At 39.7% G+C, this 16,064-nt stretch carries 16 protein-coding genes; 13 read left to right on the plus strand and 3 right to left on the minus strand.

Going from position 1 to position 16,064, the window contains the following annotated elements; all coding sequences use genetic code 11:
* On the minus strand, positions 1-798 hold the full coding sequence (panB, locus tag TEL01S_RS02035) for a 3-methyl-2-oxobutanoate hydroxymethyltransferase (protein ID WP_012002463.1): 798 nt from the start codon (positions 796-798) through the stop codon (positions 1-3).
* On the minus strand, positions 798-1,598 hold the full coding sequence (locus TEL01S_RS02040; protein WP_012002464.1) for a Rossmann-like and DUF2520 domain-containing protein: 801 nt from the start codon (positions 1,596-1,598) through the stop codon (positions 798-800). The genes panB and TEL01S_RS02040 overlap by 1 nt, the downstream gene beginning before the upstream one ends.
* Positions 1,599-1,675: 77 nt before the next feature.
* Here TEL01S_RS02040 and TEL01S_RS02045 point away from each other — a divergent pair, with 77 nt between their 5' ends.
* The 6 genes from TEL01S_RS02045 to TEL01S_RS02070 all read left to right on the plus strand — a co-directional run bounded on the left by TEL01S_RS02045 (position 1,676) and on the right by TEL01S_RS02070 (position 7,092).
* On the plus strand, positions 1,676-2,581 hold the full coding sequence (locus tag TEL01S_RS02045; protein WP_012002465.1) for a TIGR00269 family protein: 906 nt from the start codon (positions 1,676-1,678) through the stop codon (positions 2,579-2,581).
* The gene (gene rodA, locus TEL01S_RS02050) at positions 2,556-3,641 is read left to right on the plus strand and encodes a rod shape-determining protein RodA (RefSeq protein ID WP_012002466.1); all 1,086 of its coding nucleotides are present in this window, start codon (positions 2,556-2,558) and stop codon (positions 3,639-3,641) included. The genes TEL01S_RS02045 and rodA overlap by 26 nt, the downstream gene beginning before the upstream one ends.
* A gap of 2 nt (positions 3,642-3,643) precedes the next feature.
* Complete coding sequence (locus TEL01S_RS02055; protein WP_012002467.1) at positions 3,644-4,270, plus strand: hypothetical protein; 627 nt, start codon at positions 3,644-3,646, stop codon at positions 4,268-4,270.
* 146 nt (positions 4,271-4,416) lie between these two features.
* Positions 4,417-5,259: a sulfide/dihydroorotate dehydrogenase-like FAD/NAD-binding protein gene (locus TEL01S_RS02060; RefSeq protein WP_028843421.1), complete on the plus strand. Its 843-nt coding sequence runs from the start codon at positions 4,417-4,419 to the stop codon at positions 5,257-5,259.
* A complete protein-coding gene (gltA, locus tag TEL01S_RS02065; protein WP_012002469.1) occupies positions 5,250-6,665 on the plus strand; it encodes an NADPH-dependent glutamate synthase in 1,416 nt (471 codons plus the stop codon). Before TEL01S_RS02060 ends, gltA begins: the two co-directional genes overlap by 10 nt.
* Before the next feature lie 13 nt (positions 6,666-6,678).
* Positions 6,679-7,092 (plus strand): hypothetical protein, encoded by a 414-nt coding sequence (locus TEL01S_RS02070; protein WP_012002470.1) that lies wholly within the window; start codon positions 6,679-6,681, stop codon positions 7,090-7,092.
* 8 nt (positions 7,093-7,100) lie between these two features.
* Here TEL01S_RS02070 and TEL01S_RS02075 read toward each other — a convergent pair whose 3' ends face one another.
* Positions 7,101-8,258 (minus strand): amidohydrolase, encoded by a 1,158-nt coding sequence (locus TEL01S_RS02075; RefSeq protein WP_012002471.1) that lies wholly within the window; start codon positions 8,256-8,258, stop codon positions 7,101-7,103.
* 117 nt (positions 8,259-8,375) lie between these two features.
* On the opposite strand from TEL01S_RS02075, the gene TEL01S_RS10655 reads away from it, so the two are divergent.
* The 7 genes from TEL01S_RS10655 (at position 8,376) to fabD (ending at position 16,063) form a co-directional block, all read left to right on the plus strand.
* Positions 8,376-10,046 (plus strand): sensor domain-containing diguanylate cyclase, encoded by a 1,671-nt coding sequence (locus TEL01S_RS10655; RefSeq protein ID WP_051366153.1) that lies wholly within the window; start codon positions 8,376-8,378, stop codon positions 10,044-10,046.
* Positions 10,047-10,062: 16 nt separating this feature from the next.
* Positions 10,063-11,796: an LVIVD repeat-containing protein gene (locus tag TEL01S_RS02085; RefSeq protein WP_012002473.1), complete on the plus strand. Its 1,734-nt coding sequence runs from the start codon at positions 10,063-10,065 to the stop codon at positions 11,794-11,796.
* Between the two features lie 14 nt (positions 11,797-11,810).
* Positions 11,811-12,287, plus strand: a complete 477-nt coding sequence (locus tag TEL01S_RS02090) for a metallophosphoesterase (RefSeq protein WP_012002474.1) — start codon at positions 11,811-11,813, stop codon at positions 12,285-12,287.
* Positions 12,288-12,587: 300 nt separating this feature from the next.
* Positions 12,588-13,814, plus strand: a complete 1,227-nt coding sequence (fabF, locus tag TEL01S_RS02095) for a beta-ketoacyl-ACP synthase II (protein WP_012002475.1) — start codon at positions 12,588-12,590, stop codon at positions 13,812-13,814.
* Entirely contained in the window at positions 13,811-14,233 is a 423-nt protein-coding gene (gene fabZ, locus TEL01S_RS02100; RefSeq protein ID WP_012002476.1) for a 3-hydroxyacyl-ACP dehydratase FabZ, read from the plus strand. The genes fabF and fabZ overlap by 4 nt, the downstream gene beginning before the upstream one ends.
* Positions 14,223-15,161 carry a nitronate monooxygenase gene (locus tag TEL01S_RS02105; protein WP_012002477.1) on the plus strand — a complete coding sequence of 313 codons (939 nt, stop codon included), beginning with the start codon at positions 14,223-14,225 and terminating at the stop codon, positions 15,159-15,161. Before fabZ ends, TEL01S_RS02105 begins: the two co-directional genes overlap by 11 nt.
* A complete protein-coding gene (fabD, locus tag TEL01S_RS02110) occupies positions 15,158-16,063 on the plus strand; it encodes an ACP S-malonyltransferase (RefSeq protein WP_012002478.1) in 906 nt (301 codons plus the stop codon). The genes TEL01S_RS02105 and fabD overlap by 4 nt, the downstream gene beginning before the upstream one ends.
* Position 16,064: the final 1 nt, after the last annotated feature.

Consider the following 16,064-nt stretch of genomic DNA (forward strand, 5'->3'; position numbering starts at 1 on the left):
TCATTCACCAGCCTTAAAAACGTTTTCTTCGAAGGGAAAACGATGATTTTGAACGTCTGAGACATAATTTTTGACAGCTTCTAAGGAAATTTGGAAGAGATTACTGTAACGCTTTGCAAATTTTGGTAGAAAAGATGGATTCATTCCGAGCAGATCATTTATAACCAGGATCTGACCATCGCAAAATCTACCTGAACCAATACCTATTGTAGGTATAGAAAGATTTTCTGTTATCATTTTGGCAGTTTCTTCAACAACCATTTCAAGCACGATTGAAAAGACGCCTGCTTCTTCAAGCGCTTTTGCTTCTTCAAGGAGGTATTTCGCGGATTTATCGCCCTTGCCCTGAACTTTATATCCTCCAAACACATTCACCGATTGTGGTGTTAATCCAAGGTGACCCATGACAGGTATTCCTGATTTCACTATTCTTTCTATTGTCGTTGAAAAAAAAGATCCCCCTTCAAGCTTTACAGCATTCGCGCCAGCTTCTTTTAGAAATCTACCGGCGTTTCTCACCGCTTCGTCTGAAGAACATTGATACGATAAAAACGGCATATCTGCTATTATAAAAGCCTCGGGCGCCCCTCTTCTCACAGCCTGCGTGTGGCGGATCATATCTTCCATAGTTGCCGGCAATGTATCTGAATAACCGAGCACATTGTTTGCCAGGGAATCTCCCACAAGTATGGCATCTACACCAGCCTGATGGACAATACTGGCAAATACGGAGTCATAAGCGGTTAGCATTACTATTGGTTTTTTCCCCTTCATAGATTTGAATTTGTTTACGTTCATTATCCCACCTCACCCTTGATTTTGATCAGAATATCTATCATATCATCATAAAGCTTTTTGTATTCAGGAAACGTTTTCACGAAGATCTCCCGTTCTTTCTCAACGATAAGCCAATCCTCCCTTGCAACAGGTCCCGTCAGAGACTTTTGAACACCTTTTTTAAGAATATTATGCACAGAGCTCATCATGAGTTTTGGTATCACTTCTTGAAATCCTTTTATATTGTAAAGCTTGTAGAGTTTCTCGGAAAGGTAAGCCAGTGCCACATTGAAATTTGACGCAATCACAGCTGCAAGATGATAAGCCCCCTTGGACCCATAAGGAATCTCAACCCAGCAATTTGATATTTTTTCTACGATTTGTTTTGCAACCAGAAGGCCTTCTCTATTTCCCTCTATGCCAAAGCAGCATGTTTTTATATATTTGAGGGCATTTTCTTCATCGGCAAATGACAGATTTGGATGGATCGAACCACGAGCCCAGCCTTTTTGATCAAAATCTTTGAAAATTTCTGAATCAAGAAAGCCGCTGAAATGAAAAGCACTGGCTTCTTCTAATCTATTTTTCAATTTGTGATACACTTCAGAGATCGATTGATCTGGGACGGCAAAAAAGGTAACTCCTTTTAAGGTGAAATCTTCTTCATAGGTTTTTGGAAACCCCTGTCCTATTTTTGCAACAAAATCTTCAGCTCTTTGCTTCGAACGTGAAACAACACAGCCAATCGAAAAATCCTCCTCCAATAAAATTTTACATAAAACGAAAGCCACTTTACTTGTACCAACTACATTAATATTCATAAACTCATCACCAAATAAATTAAACCACATGAGATGGTAAAATTAATTTGTGGAAGAGTTACGCAAGGAGGAAAAAAATGAAGTGCAGAAAATGTTCGAAAACTGCTGTGATACGTTTGAGGCAGCACAATACTGCGTTTTGTGAGGAACATTTTAACGAATATTTTGAAAAACGTGTTGAAAGAACCATAAACGAATATTCCATGTTCAATAAATCGGAAAAGCTTCTTGTTGCTGTTTCTGGTGGAAAGGATAGCTCAGTTGCCTGGTATGTTTTAAAAAAATTGGGTTATACCACATCGGGGTTGTTTATAGATCTTGGTACTGAAAACAATACAGAAATTGTTAAGAAAATTTCTGAAAAAACAGGTGAAGAACTGTTAATTGTCAATGGAAAGCAGTATTTTGGAGGACTTACTGTAGCTGAAATTTCTCGTATTGTTAAACGGCCAACATGCTCGATTTGCGGTCTTATAAGAAGATATATAATGAATAAGGTCGCTTATGAGAAAAATTTCGACGCTGTTATCACAGGACACAATCTGGATGATGAGGTTTCGTTTCTACTCGGCAATGTTCTCAACTGGCAGGTAGAGTATATAAAAAGACAGGCACCTGTTCTGGAATCTAACGGAAGATTAATTAAAAAAGCCAAACCATTGGTGTGGTTGACAGAAAAAGAAATTTATGTGTATGCTTTAATCAATCGCTTAACTTTCTCAACTGAAAGATGCCCTTTTTCAAAAAATGCAAGTTCTCTCAAATACAAAAAGGTGTTGAATGAACTTGAAATAACTCAACCGGGTGTCAAACTCAGATTTTACAAAGAATTTCAGAAAAAAGATCTTTTTGGTTCAGATAATGAAGAAAAAGCCAGATTATCAGAATGTGCAATTTGCGGATACCCAACTACGGGTAAGGTGTGCAGTTTCTGCAGATTGGAAGAGATGGTAAAAGATGCCATGGGAAAACAAGAGGATTGAATTTTATATCCCAGTTTTCGTTGCTCTGCTCATGATAATAGGCCTTGCAGTTATTTACAGTGCCACACGAGATTCTGGTATGAATTATTTGAAAAGACAGATTATATGGGACATTTTGGGAATTATTGTTCTTTTCGCTAGCGTTTTTTTACGCGAAAGGGATATTCGAAGGTCAGTTTGGATGGTTTATTTTGCAGCCATTGCTTCACTTGCCCTTGTTCTTGTTTTTGGGACAACTTCCGGCGGTGCACGTAGATGGTTTGACCTGAAGGCTGGTTATTTTCAACCATCTGAACTTGGAAAAATAGCCGTCGTGCTTGTGAGTGCAACACTTCTTTCAAAGCCGACTGTAAAGCGTGTTCTGGTTTCTTTGATTTCTATGTCTGCTGTGTTGTTGTTGATAGCTGCTGAACCAGACCTTGGTACAGCGGTTTTGATAGCTGCCGTTTGGTTTATCATTCTCGTTTGCTCGAAAGCGTCTATGAAGCTAATATCGATCATTTTGATTATGATAATTGCAATGATTCCGTTTTTGTATTTCTTTGGTTTAAAAGATTACCAGAGAGATAGAATTCTTTCCTTCCTTTCGCCATCAACGTATGCACAAAGTAGTGCCTACAATGTTATTCAATCTTTGCACGCGATTGGTTCTGGGGGACTCTTGGGAAGAGGCTATCTCAAAGGCCCTGCAACGATATGGAAATATGTACCGAAAAATCATACTGACTTCATTTTATCTGTTTTGGGTGAGGAATTTGGCTTTGCTGGTGTCCTGACCTGCCTTTTTTTGTATATGGCCCTGGCTTTTAGAATACTTCGCACTATCATGTTTGCGAAAGATGAATTCTGGCAACTCATCAATACTGGTATAATGGCAACTTTCGTTTTACATGTTTTCGAAAACATGGGAATGGCGATGGGAATAACTCCAGTAACAGGTATTCCGCTGCCTTTTATCAGCTATGGAGGCTCTTCCACACTCTTTTTCTGTATACAGCTGGGTTTAGTAATGAAATCTTATGCTGTTGGCAAAGCTGGTAAAAAATTGGAAGGAGGGTAATTGTGGTAAGGAAAACAAGGGAAAGCATAGTTACTTTTCTGATCTTTCTTTTCATAGTGGCACTGATAGGCGGTCTGTTTCTATCCGTTTTCTCTTTTTTCTATTATTTGAATCAGAAAAAAGAATACGAAAAGAGCTTAACTTCACTTGAGAAAAAGATAACTACCTTGAATGAAAGAATAAACAGGTTGGAAAATTTTATTGGACCCAACTCTACGATGGATAAACTTATTTCAATCTCCGGTTTTTTGTCGAACACCACCGTTGACTTAGAGCGAATCGTTGAAGAGATTTACGACGATCCAACTACAGGTTACATAAGGTTGTTCGTTATGGGTCAGGAAAATGTATGGGTGACATTCAGAAAAAACGAAACAATTTATTTTTCAAGGGAATTAAAACCGGGTCTGGCTCCTTACAAATTTTATTATTTCAAATCTCCCGCTGTTCAAACGGAATATTCGCTGGAAATTCCAAGAGATTGTACAATTGTTATTGGAAAACCTGGTCTGGTTTCTTTCCTTGTTTACGGCGTTGGCACAAGATACCATCCAACAAAGATAGTTACCTGGAAAGATGCAAAGATAAGCAATTTAGAAGCAGATCTGAGTTTATATATACCAAAATAAGAGGAGCCTGTAAGAACAGGCTCCTCAGGCAGCTTGGTTCCATCCAAGGGGGGATAGGGGGGTCGCTGTCCAGAAATAATACTAACGCCAAAGTTGTTAAATGTCAATGACAGAAAATAAATACAACGTTTAGAGGAGGTGACCCTTTGAGCAACGAAATTCTGAAGAAGACAAAACTTGCCCCGCAGGTTTATGATTTCATCATAAAAAATGAAGAGATTGCAAAAAGAGCAAAACCAGGTCAATTTGTTGTGGTAAGGATAGGGGAAAAAGGTGAGCGAATACCATTGACAATAGCAGATACTTATGAAAATAGCTTTAGAATGGTAGTGCGCGCGGTAGGAAAAACAACGTACGAGCTGTGTATGATGGAAGAAGGGCAGCATCTATCTGATATAGCTGGACCACTTGGGAATCCAAGTGAAATAGATTATTTTGGAGATGTGATGTTGATTGGCGGAGGTGTTGGCATAGCCACATTACTGCCAATTGCAAAGGAGTTGAAAAGATTCAACAACAGATTACATGTAATTCTTGGTGGGCGGAATAAAGATTACGTAATCATGCTCGAAGAATTTGAAAATCTCTGCGATGAATTGATAATTACGACTGATGATGGTTCTATGGGAATTAAAGGTGTTGTAACTGATGGCATGGATCTGGTTATGAAAAATACGAAAATAAATATTGCATGGGCTGTTGGACCTACAATTATGATGAAATTCTGTAGCATCAAGGCAAAAGAGCTTGGAATAGAAAAGATCTGGGTTTCACTCAATCCTATTATGATAGATGGCACCGGTATGTGTGGGGCATGCAGAGTAACTGTTGATGGAAAAATGAAATTTGCGTGTGTTGATGGTCCAGAATTTGACGGGGAAAAGGTTGATTGGGATGAGCTACTTAAGCGTTTGAGTCAGTACAGAGACGAAGAGGAAATAAGTTTTGGAAAATTCAAAGAACAAGTGGGTGATCTTTCATGGCTTTAAAGCCTCCAGCAAAGAAAGTGCGTATGAAAGAGCAGGAACCTCAGGAACGAATCCACAATTTTTTTGAAGTTGCTCTTGGTTATTCAGAGCGTGAAGCAATGGAAGAAGCTAAAAGATGTTTGCAGTGCGTTCATCACCCATGTGTAAGCGGTTGTCCTGTTGGGATAGATATTCCCGGTTTTATAAAAAAGATTAAAGAAAATAGATTTTATGAAGCGGTAAAAATTCTCAAATATTACAATAACCTTCCGGCTGTTTGTGGAAGGGTATGCCCACAGGAAACTCAATGTGAAGCAAAGTGTGTTGTTGGGAAAATACCTGGTTCTGAGCCTGTTGCCATAGGTAGGCTGGAAAGATTTGTCGCAGACTGGGAAGCTGTTAATGTTAAAGACAATCAAATCGAATTGCCCGAAAATAAAAATAAAAAAGTGGCTGTGATTGGCTCTGGACCTGCCGGATTAACAGCGGCTGCCGATCTTGCAAAGCAGGGTTATGTGGTTGATGTATTCGAAGCACTTCATAAACCAGGTGGTGTCCTTGTTTATGGTATACCGGAATTCAGGTTGCCAAAATCCATAGTTGACAGAGAGATTGCTTACATTAAATCCCTCTCCGTTAGAATTTTGGTAAATACACCTGTGGGCAGAGCAGTAACTGTTGAAGAGTTGCTGCAAAATTACGATGCCATCTTTATTGGAGTTGGTGCCGGTACACCGAAATTCATGAATATCCCGGGAACCAATTTGAATGGTGTTTATTCTGCAAATGAATTTCTTACAAGAGTAAATTTGATGAAAGCTTATCTCTTTCCAGAATTTGACACGCCGATAAGAAAGGGAAAGAAAGTAGTTGTGGTCGGAGGAGGAAATGTCGCTATGGATGCGGCAAGGAGTGCCCTGAGGCTTGGCGCACAAGAGGTAACAGTTATTTATAGAAGAACAGAGCAGGAAATGCCTGCTCGAAAAGAAGAGTATTTCCATGCTGTTGAAGAAGGTGTACATTTCCGATGGCTTACGCAACCAATTGAGTATCTCGGTGATGAAAAAGGTACTTTGATTGGTGTGAGATGCATAACGATGGAGCTTGGGGAACCAGATAAAACTGGCAGAAGAAAACCTATACCCATAGAGGATAGTGATTTTGTCATTGAAGCGGACACAGTTGTTGAAGCTATCGGTACGGACGCAAACAGGTTTCTGCTGAATCAGTTTAAAGGATTATCAATAAATAAATGGGGTTATATTGTTGCGGACGAACAAACAGGCGCGACAACTCTGAAAAAAGTCTTTGCAGGTGGTGACATTGTTACTGGCGCCGCTACGGTTATAGAGGCCATGGGAGCGGGAAAAAAAGCTGCATACTGGATAGGAAAGTATCTTGAAGGCGAGTTCAATCCTTGGAAGTGAGAGGGAGTTTTAGATGAAAATAACTTGTATATTTGTTAATATTTCGGAGGAATTTGTCAAGCAAGTGAGAAATTTTTTCAGATTGTCAGAGTTCAATTTGAGATGTGTTTTCGTTTCGAATGATGTCGATGAAATAACCGAGATGATTTTCAATTATGCTGAAAAAGAAAACGATCTTTTACTTGTTTTTGGTGGTGTTGATACAAGAGAAGGAGCGACTTCAAGCATAGCATTGAAGCGTATATGCGATCAGAGAGTGTACACACTTGAAACATTAGTTTGCGAAATGCTTGCCAGGGAAAAAAGATGCCTCCTCACATCTCCCACAGTTGGAATGAGGAGAAAAACTCTGATTATGTGCTTGCCTCAGGATGAATCTGTCTTCAATATAATATCTCTGGCGATAGGTGCATTGAAAGGCGGATGAACCGCCTTTCATTTACTGTAAACCATATTACCCTCTATAAAAACTTTTTCCACAACGGATTTCATATCGAAAGGATGCCCTGACCATATAACTATGTCAGCGTCCTTTCCTGGTTCGAGAGAGCCTACCTTTTCTGATAAACCAAGAATTGTGGCAGGATTTATTGTTAACATTTTCAGTAACTCTTCTTCTTTAACACCATATCTCATTGCCGCTGCAGCCTGGACAGTCGCATGTTCAAGTGGTATGACAGGATGATCGCACATCAGAGCAGTTAAAACACCTTTTTCTGATAAAATTTTTAAAGCTCCCATTGTCATATCTCTGAGTTCAAGTTTGGTTGCAAAAGTAAGCAAAGGACCAGCGACAACGGGTACCTTTTTTGATGCCAGTATATCCGCTATTTTGTATCCTTCAGTACAATGTTCAATTACGAAGCTCAGGTTGAATTCTTCCGCTATTCTAATAGCAGTCAATATATCATCTGCTCTATGAGCGTGCATTCTTGCAGGAAGTTCTCTTTTGAGTAATTTTTCACCCACTTCGTATTTTGGATCTCTCTCGGTAAATTCTTTGCCTTCTTTCAAAATTGACTCTTTCTTTTTCATATAATCCTGGGATTTCATAAGAAATGATCTGATAACCGACGCGGTACCCATTCGAGTGTTTGGCATAATTTTTTTCTCTGAATATACACGTTTGGGATTTTCTCCGAAAGCCATTTTAACACCCGCGGGATTTTTGATACACATCTCAGCAGCCGTTTTTCCGTTGAATTTTGCTATGAATCCCTGCCCACCGACCGGGTTGGCACTTCCCATAACTACGAAAACAGTTGTAACACCTCCAGATAGAGCTTTACTTATAGCCACATCGTCTGGATAAAAAGCATCAAGAGCTTGCAAATGTGCTGTCACTGGATCAGTCATTTCGTTACCTTCGCTCTCCGTTGCCCCAAGGCCCTCTGGATACAACCCAATATGGCAATGGGCATCGATAAAACCCGGGAAAAGATATTTTCCCGATACATCAAAAATCTCTGTACCTTTGCCGGGTTTGATCTTCTCGCCAATTTGCCTGATTTTGCCATTTTCTACCAGTACATCGCCAGTGAAAGGCTTTTTGCTTATTGGAAAAACGTGTGCTCCCTTGAAAAGAATCTTCACAGTTTCACCTCCAGAATTGTTAGTAATACGCACTTTCAGTATATCACAAAAAATCACGCTATTGTTTTAAATTTGTGTTATTATTAAAAGGAAAAGCAAAATGTGGGGGAGACTTTGTTGAGTAAATTGAATAAACTTTTGATTTTTCTAATAGCCCTCTGTATTTTCCTGCTCAGTCTGTACATTTTTTATCTTTCAAATAGCACAAAAGCGCGTCAAAGGATTATACAGGCGGAAAAAACTCTGAAGGGAGCTGTTGAATTTGTTGGAATGACGGTGCATGAAAACTTCTTTCGCGATGATAATGTGTACAGAGCAGTAATCCAGGAAGATGAGGTTTTCTTGAAGCAAAAACTACAGGAGATAATTGATAAATATCCAAATGTGATCAGGGTATATATCCAGGAAGTTGAACAGGAATACCTCAATTCTTTAGAAATTTTTACTGTGGATATTGTAAATGGAAATTTCAGGCTAAGTTTCAAAATTTGCAAAAAGGATCTTTCCGCTTACGTTTCGGGAAAACTTGCGCGAGTGATCCTGAATGCGCAGCAGTTTATAAACTCTCTCGGTTTTGATGATATACAGATCAATGGTGCATCGTACGAATACAGTGGCCCATTGATTTCTTCTCTTGAGATTTTGACATCCGCTTTAATAGCGTTATGCTCAACTTTCATTTTTGCTTTTGTGGCCCGATGGAGAAAATTAAACTTAGAGAAAAGGTATCATGAGAAACTCCACAGGAGGACACTTTGTCAGGAAGCTATACTTAATTTCACGAAAATCGTCTTGAGCGGTCAGGTGGAAGATAGTTATCAGTTTCTTCTGGAAAAGGCTGTTGAGCTTGTTCCTGGTGCCCAGGCTGGAAGTTTGCTGATGAAGAAAAACGATGTTTTTGTTCTAACGCATGTTGCTGGATACGATCCAAAAATAGCTGGTAAGATGTTTTTCAAACCCCATGAACTGGCGCAGCAAATTGATGGAAGAATCAGAATAATAAAAGATCTGCACCAGATCAATACCCAGAACTTAGATGAGGTGAGAAAGGAATTCCTCTACTCAGTTGATAAAGTTGCTAAGATAAAATCTTTGCTATCTATTCCCATCATTGCAAAAGATGAAGTTGTTGCATTTTTGAATCTCGATAACTTTGAAAACGAGAACGCTTTTAATGAGGAAGCTGTAAACATAGCAGAACTTTTTGCGGGCCATGTTGGTGTATTGTTCGAACGAATGAGACTGGAGGAAGAATTGAAAATTCAAAAACAGTTGATGGAATATCTTTCATACCATGATCCACTTACAGATTTGCCAAACAGAAGAATGCTTGAAGAATACGTTGAAAAAACTTTCGCCATTGCGAGCCGGGAAAACAAACCAGTATGTGTTATATATATGGATCTTTATAAATTCAAAGATGTAAACGACACATTTGGCCATCCTGTTGGGGATGATCTACTGAAAATTCTGGGCAACCGATTGAAAAAAGAAATCAGGCGAGGAGATATGGTTGCCAGATTTGGTGGAGATGAGTTTGTTTTTGTTCTTTATGATGTCTCAGTAGAAGGAGCCATAGAGTTCTCCAGGCGCCTGCTTGAATTTATTCAAAAACCAATCGTGCTTCAGAATAAGATTTTTACAATTTCTGCCAATCTTGGAATAGCGGTTTATCCGGCAGATGGCGATAACTTTGAAACTGTTTTGAGAAATGCAGACATGGCTCTTTATACTGCCAAAAGGAAAGAACAACCATTTGCCATTTTTTCACAAATATCTCAATCTTGAGTGGGGGTGTATTTGTATGAAAAAATGGGCGCTACTTTTTTCGGCCTTTTTGCTGCTGTGTGGTTGTTTAAAACTTGACAGTTCAAAAGGATCTCTGGTTGTAAAAATCCTCAGTGAGAAAGTAATTCCTGATTCAACAGCTGTTCAAGGACTGATAATTCTTCAAAACGACTCCAGGACGATTCAACAGTTTTTCAATTTTCCCGGTCAGTCAGAGATCGGTTTTGAAGGACTTGAAACGGGTTTCTGGAATATTGAGGTAAATTTGCTCGACAGCCATGGATATGCTTTGTATTCTGCACATAAACAGGTAACTGTTGTTGCTGGTCAGACGACAAGCACTTCGATTAGCTTAGAGTTGAATAAGGCGGATTTGGAGCTTGTGATTTCTGTTAATTCTGATCAGATTGATCGAATTAATATAGAACTTTCATGTAACGAGGAGAAAATAGAAGAACAATCTACAGTGATCAACAATGCAGCATTCTTTAATTTTAGCGGGCTACTCAGTGCAGTATGGAATCTGAGAATAGAGCTCTATTCTCTTGACAACTTGATCATGGTTTGCCCTTCAAGTGGAGCTTATGGATTAGAACTTCAGCCAGGGAGAACGAATGTTTTTCAGATAGAGATAGATAACTTTGGATCAGTTACAATAGAGATTTTGAGCAATGATCTGGAAGCAGTTTCAAATGCGACCGCCGTAAATCTTGATGAAGGAATAAGTATACAATGGGAAGCGGTTTATGGGGCAGATTACTACGACATATACAGAAAAGAAGGAAATCTGTGGGTTAAAATGAATACCGATGATCTTTCGGAAACAAATTTTGTTGACACATATGTTGAAGAAGGCGAAGAGTACAGTTATGTCATAAACGCAAGATCTATCGATGGAAAACACAGCGGTTTTTCCCAGCCATTCACAATTGTTCGTGATATCAGGAGAGTATTTGTGTTTTCAAATGAAAAAATCTATGTATTCCACTGGAATGAAGACAGACTCGATAATTTTCAGGAAATACAGGTTTCAGAAACTCTGCTTGATATAGGGGCTGAAAACAGATACCTGATCACAGTTGGTCACTATCCTTGTACATTTACAAGATACAATGGAACTACCTTTTCTAAAGAATGCCAGAACATTTTTCAAGCCTACCCACTTTCTGCTTCTTTTAATGGCGATTATTTTTATACTGTTGCAGGGAATTATCTACTAAAATTAAGCAGTAAAACGCTGGATTATCAGCAATTTCCTTTTCCTGGAGTTGCAAGAATTTCTGTTGATGACTTTTTGTGCGCAGCAGATAATACCGGAATGGTGAGTATATACGCGCTCTCGGATTTTTCAAACTATCTTGATAGAGTTAACGGTTCATTTGCATTCACCAGGGGAGGAAGTGTTTATGTGTTTTCCCAGGGGCAGATCAATATTTACCACGTGGATGGGCAGGATGTTACTCTGAACAAACAGATAGCATTCAGTAGAGACCCCTTGAATATGCGTGTTTATAATAACTACATCTATGCAGGAACAGATAATGGAGTATACATAATAAACATAGATGATGGCAGTCAGAATACGATTGCTTCAGGATTGTTGATACGTGATCTGGAAATCTTCGATAAAAAACTTTATATTGTCGAGAATAACGAGTTACTGGTTTATGATTTGATCAATCCATCGATGCCTGTTTTCATAACTTCGACGATCTTTCCAGTTAATTGTTTTGGAGTGAGTGTTGATTGAAAGGAGGATTATCTATGTGGTTGATCATTTCAGACACGCATGATAATATACCAAAAATACGCCAATTTCTTGATGAAGCGAAGAGAAGAAATGTAACTCACATCTTTCATTGTGGAGATGTAATTTCTCCCTTTGCACTTGCCGAGTTTCTCAAGCAAGACTGTGATTTTTATGGTGTGTTTGGAAATAATGACGGAGAAAAAATATTGCTGAATCAGAAATCCTCCGGCAGAATGAAGAAAGGCCCAGCTGAACTGATTATCAGCAAATACAGAATTTTGATGATGCACGAACCGATTAGTATCGATGCTTTTTTAGAAGCGAATTTCTTCGATTTTGTTTTTTACGGCCACACACACAAAGTGGATGTGAGAAAAAGTTCAAAAACTGTGGTCCTGAACCCGGGAGATGCAAGTGGGTATCTATCTAATCAAGCTACAGCTGTTTTTCTCGAACCTGAGACTGGACAACTCGAAGTGTACCATTTGTGACGAATATATTGCAATTTTGTAAAGCAGGGGCGACTTGAAATCATTCGATTTTCCCATGTAATGCGACAATCTGGACATCGAATGAATTCTGTTAAAAAGATTGATTCAGGTCATTTTTATTTGTTTCACGTCATAATTTTATATTGGTTTTTAAAAGAATAACTTCTTTATGAAAAAAGTTGTTTGGTGTAAGAGTTTTTGTGTTAACAAAACACAGTTAATTTATTTACATAGTAAAGGGGCTGTTTGACTGCCCCTTTTTACATTTTTATAATGGACCAACAGGAGGTAGATTGAAAAGTGCGTAGGGTTCTTATAACAGGTATGGGGATCGTATCTCCAATAGGAATAGGAAAAGAAAAAGTACTCGAATCACTTAAAAAGTCTTACATAGCAGCTGATACGATAAAGAGTTTTGATCCAGCTGACCTTCCGGTGAAGATAGCATCTGAAATTAAAGACTTCAACCCTGAAGAATTTCTGGATAGAAAACTTGTTCGCAGGACGGATAGATTTGTACATTTCGCTCTTGTTGCTGTTAAAGAAGCACTTGAACAGGCCAAACTGGATCTGTCATTGCATTCTGAACGTACAGCAGTTTTAATAGCTTCAGGTATGGGAGGTTTCATAACGCTGGACAATGAGAATAACAAATTTCTTTCGGGCGGTCCGGGTAAAGTGAGCCCGTTTTTGATACCAATGCTTTTGATAAACATGGCTTCTGGAATTGTAGCAATTGAATATGGGCTCAAGGGAGTAAATTTTGCCCCTGTAAGTGCATGTGCAGCGTCAGGACATGCTATAGCGCTTGGGTCAATGTTGATCAGACACGGTTATGCTGACGTTGCTGTAGTAGGTGGTGCGGAAGCGACAATAGCACCGTTGCCAATAACGGGTTTTGCAAATATGAAGGCTTTGTCAACCAGAAACGATAAACCAAAAGAAGCTTCGAGACCTTTCGATGCCAGTCGTGATGGATTTGTCATGGGAGAAGGAGCGGCAGTTCTGGTGCTTGAGGCTGAAGAAATTGCGAAAGATAGGAAAGCAGATGTACTTGCTGAAGTAAAAGGGTATGGAATGAACGACGATGCATATCATATGAGTGCCCCGGATCCGGAGGGGACGGGCGCAGAAAAAGCTATGCGAATGGCTTTGAAAGATGCTGGAATCTCTCCTGACAAAATACAGTATGTTAGTTGCCATGCCACAAGTACACCAGCGGGAGACGCAGCTGAGGCGAAAGCTATCGAAAAACTCTTTGGACGAGAAGTCTTTGTCAATAGCACCAAAACTCTTATGGGGCATCTTCTCGGAGCGGCAGCGGCAGCAGAAACTGTTGTTGGGATCCTGCAAATGCACAACCATTTTCTTCATGCGATGCCCAATCTTGATGAAAAAGACCCTGAAATAAAAATTAATGTTGTTGGTAAGAAACCGGTTGAAATTCATTTTGACAATTTTGTGAAAAACTCATTTGGCTTTGGTGGTCACAATACATCCCTTGTAATAGGGAGGTATGAATCTTGAATATCGATGAAATTAAGCAAATTCTGCCACACCGGTTTCCTATGCTACTTGTTGACAGAATCGTTGAAAAAAGTGAAGATCACGCTAAAGCTATCAAAAATGTGACTGCATCTGAAATATTTTTTCTGGGTCATTTCCCTGCATATCCCATTTATCCGGGTGTTTTGATAATAGAAGGCCTTGCTCAAACGGCCGGGTTGATGCTTCTAAATCGGGGCGAGTCAGTTATTCCAGTTTTTGCTGGTATAGATAATGCGAGGTTCAAATCTGAAGTTAGACCCGGGGATGTTCTGGAATATGAGGTGTGGCTCAAGGAAAGAAAACTTGGTATGGCGAAGGTGGAAGCAATTGCGAAAGTTCAGGGAAAAATAGTTGCAACAGCAACTCTCCTGGTTGGAGTGAGAAAGAATGAAAAATAGGGTAACCGAACTTTTGAAAATAAAGTATCCGATTTTAATGGGTGGAATGGCATGGGCTGGAACTCCAGCTCTTGCCGCAGCTGTCTCTCAGGCGGGCGGACTTGGGATAATAGGTTCAGGAGCAATGAGACCGGATGAACTTGAGATAGCTATACGAACTGTAAAAAACCTTACTGATAAACCTTTCGGGGTAAATATAATGCTTGCCTCACCTTATGCAGATCAACTTGTGGAAGTCGTCATCTCTGAAAAAGTTCCTGTTGTGACTTTTGGTGCTGGCAACCCGGCAAAATACATTCCGAATCTTAAAAAAAGTGGTGCAGCTGTCATACCAGTAGTTGCATCAGATTCATTTGCAAAATTGGTGGAGAGAGCAGGTGCTGATGCAGTTGTAGCAGAAGGTATGGAATCAGGTGGGCATATTGGCGAAGTAAGTACGGTGGTTCTCACTAACAGGGTTTCTAAAAGTGTGACAGTTCCAGTTATTGCGGCCGGAGGGATAGCAGATGGCAGAGGTATGGCAGCAGCTTTTGCGCTTGGTGCTGAGGGTATTCAAATGGGAACGAGATTTCTGGCGACGATAGAAGCAGAGATCCACGAAAGTTACAAAAAAAAGATACTGACAGCTTCAATAAGGGACACAGTCGTCACGGGAGCAAAACTCGGTCATCCAGCAAGAGTTCTGAAAACACCGTTTGCAAAAAAAGTTTGCGAGCTTGAAGTCAATAATTCTCTGGAGGCGGAACAGGTTCTGGTTGGAAGCCTTCGTGAAGCTGTTTTGAATGGAAATCTGGAGAGAGGATCTTTTATGGCTGGTCAGTGCGCTGGATTAATCGATGAAATATTATCTGTTAAGGATGTTATTGAGAAAATTATGAGAGAGTTCGTAGAGACTGTGAAAAAACTCTATGAGGAGGTGAAAAAATGAAAGCTTTTCTTTTTCCGGGTCAGGGATCACAATATTCTGGAATGGGGAATGATCTCACTTCGTTTTCAAGGGCATATTATTTCTTCGAGACCGCGAGAGAGGTACTTGGGATAGATATTTTCCAGGTAATGAACGGTGACGAAGATTTTTTAAAGTTAACAGAAAATGCTCAGCCGGCTATTTACATAGCAAGCTACATTGCTTTTGACGAACTTATAAGGGCAGGATATGTTCCATCGTTGCTGGCGGGACACAGTCTCGGTGAATATACAGCACTTGCTGCGGCAGATGTGTATGACTTTGAAACCGGCCTGTATCTTGTCAGAAAAAGAGGAGAATATATATCTCAGTCAGTCAAACCCGGCGAAGGAACTATGGCAGCAGTGATAGGTGCAAAAATTGATGAGATAGAAGCTGCGATATCGGATATAGACAATGTATGGGTTGCAAATCATAATTCCGAAGATCAGGTAGTTATCAGTGGTATGGTTGAATCCGTGAGAATTGCCATAGAGAGATTGAAAAAAATTGCAAAGAGAGTTGCAGAGTTAAAAGTCAGTGGACCGTTTCATACTCCTCTATTAGAATCAGCAAGGGAAAAAATGGCCCATGAACTGCGCGGAATAAAATTCAGGAAGCCTCGTTGGCCAATCGTTATGAACAGTACCGGTCGTGAAACGACTGATCCAGAGAAAATAAGAGAAAATATTCTGAGTCAAATTTGTGGACCTGTTTTGTGGTATGACAGCATTAATAGAATGATTCAGCTCGGTGCGAAATCGTTTATTGAGGTGGGCCCCCAGAAAGTGCTCACCAATCTTTTAAAAAGATCTAAATCGGCACCGTGTAAGCATTTTACGGAAATAGTTTTTGAAAGGCAATTCGAAGCTGTTGGAATATGAA

The organism is Pseudothermotoga elfii DSM 9442 = NBRC 107921 (assembly GCF_000504085.1).
In the GTDB taxonomy this organism is placed as follows: Bacteria; Thermotogota; Thermotogae; order Thermotogales; family DSM-5069; genus Pseudothermotoga_B; species Pseudothermotoga_B elfii.

Excerpts from the sequence above, each read along its gene's own strand:
- TEL01S_RS02040 (WP_012002464.1), bottom strand. The coding sequence starts at position 1,598 with ATGAATATTAATGTAGTTGGTACAAGTAAAGTGGCTTTCGTTTTATGT.
- TEL01S_RS02085 (WP_012002473.1), top strand. The coding sequence starts at position 10,063 with ATGAAAAAATGGGCGCTACTTTTTTCGGCCTTTTTGCTGCTGTGTGGT.
- TEL01S_RS02070 (WP_012002470.1), top strand. The coding sequence starts at position 6,679 with ATGAAAATAACTTGTATATTTGTTAATATTTCGGAGGAATTTGTCAAG.
- TEL01S_RS02045 (WP_012002465.1), top strand. The coding sequence starts at position 1,676 with ATGAAGTGCAGAAAATGTTCGAAAACTGCTGTGATACGTTTGAGGCAG.
- gltA (WP_012002469.1), top strand. The coding sequence starts at position 5,250 with ATGGCTTTAAAGCCTCCAGCAAAGAAAGTGCGTATGAAAGAGCAGGAA.
- TEL01S_RS02090 (WP_012002474.1), top strand. The coding sequence starts at position 11,811 with ATGTGGTTGATCATTTCAGACACGCATGATAATATACCAAAAATACGC.
- rodA (WP_012002466.1), top strand. The coding sequence starts at position 2,556 with ATGCCATGGGAAAACAAGAGGATTGAATTTTATATCCCAGTTTTCGTT.
- TEL01S_RS02105 (WP_012002477.1), top strand. The coding sequence starts at position 14,223 with ATGAAAAATAGGGTAACCGAACTTTTGAAAATAAAGTATCCGATTTTA.
- fabD (WP_012002478.1), top strand. The coding sequence starts at position 15,158 with ATGAAAGCTTTTCTTTTTCCGGGTCAGGGATCACAATATTCTGGAATG.
- panB (WP_012002463.1), bottom strand. The coding sequence starts at position 798 with ATGAACGTAAACAAATTCAAATCTATGAAGGGGAAAAAACCAATAGTA.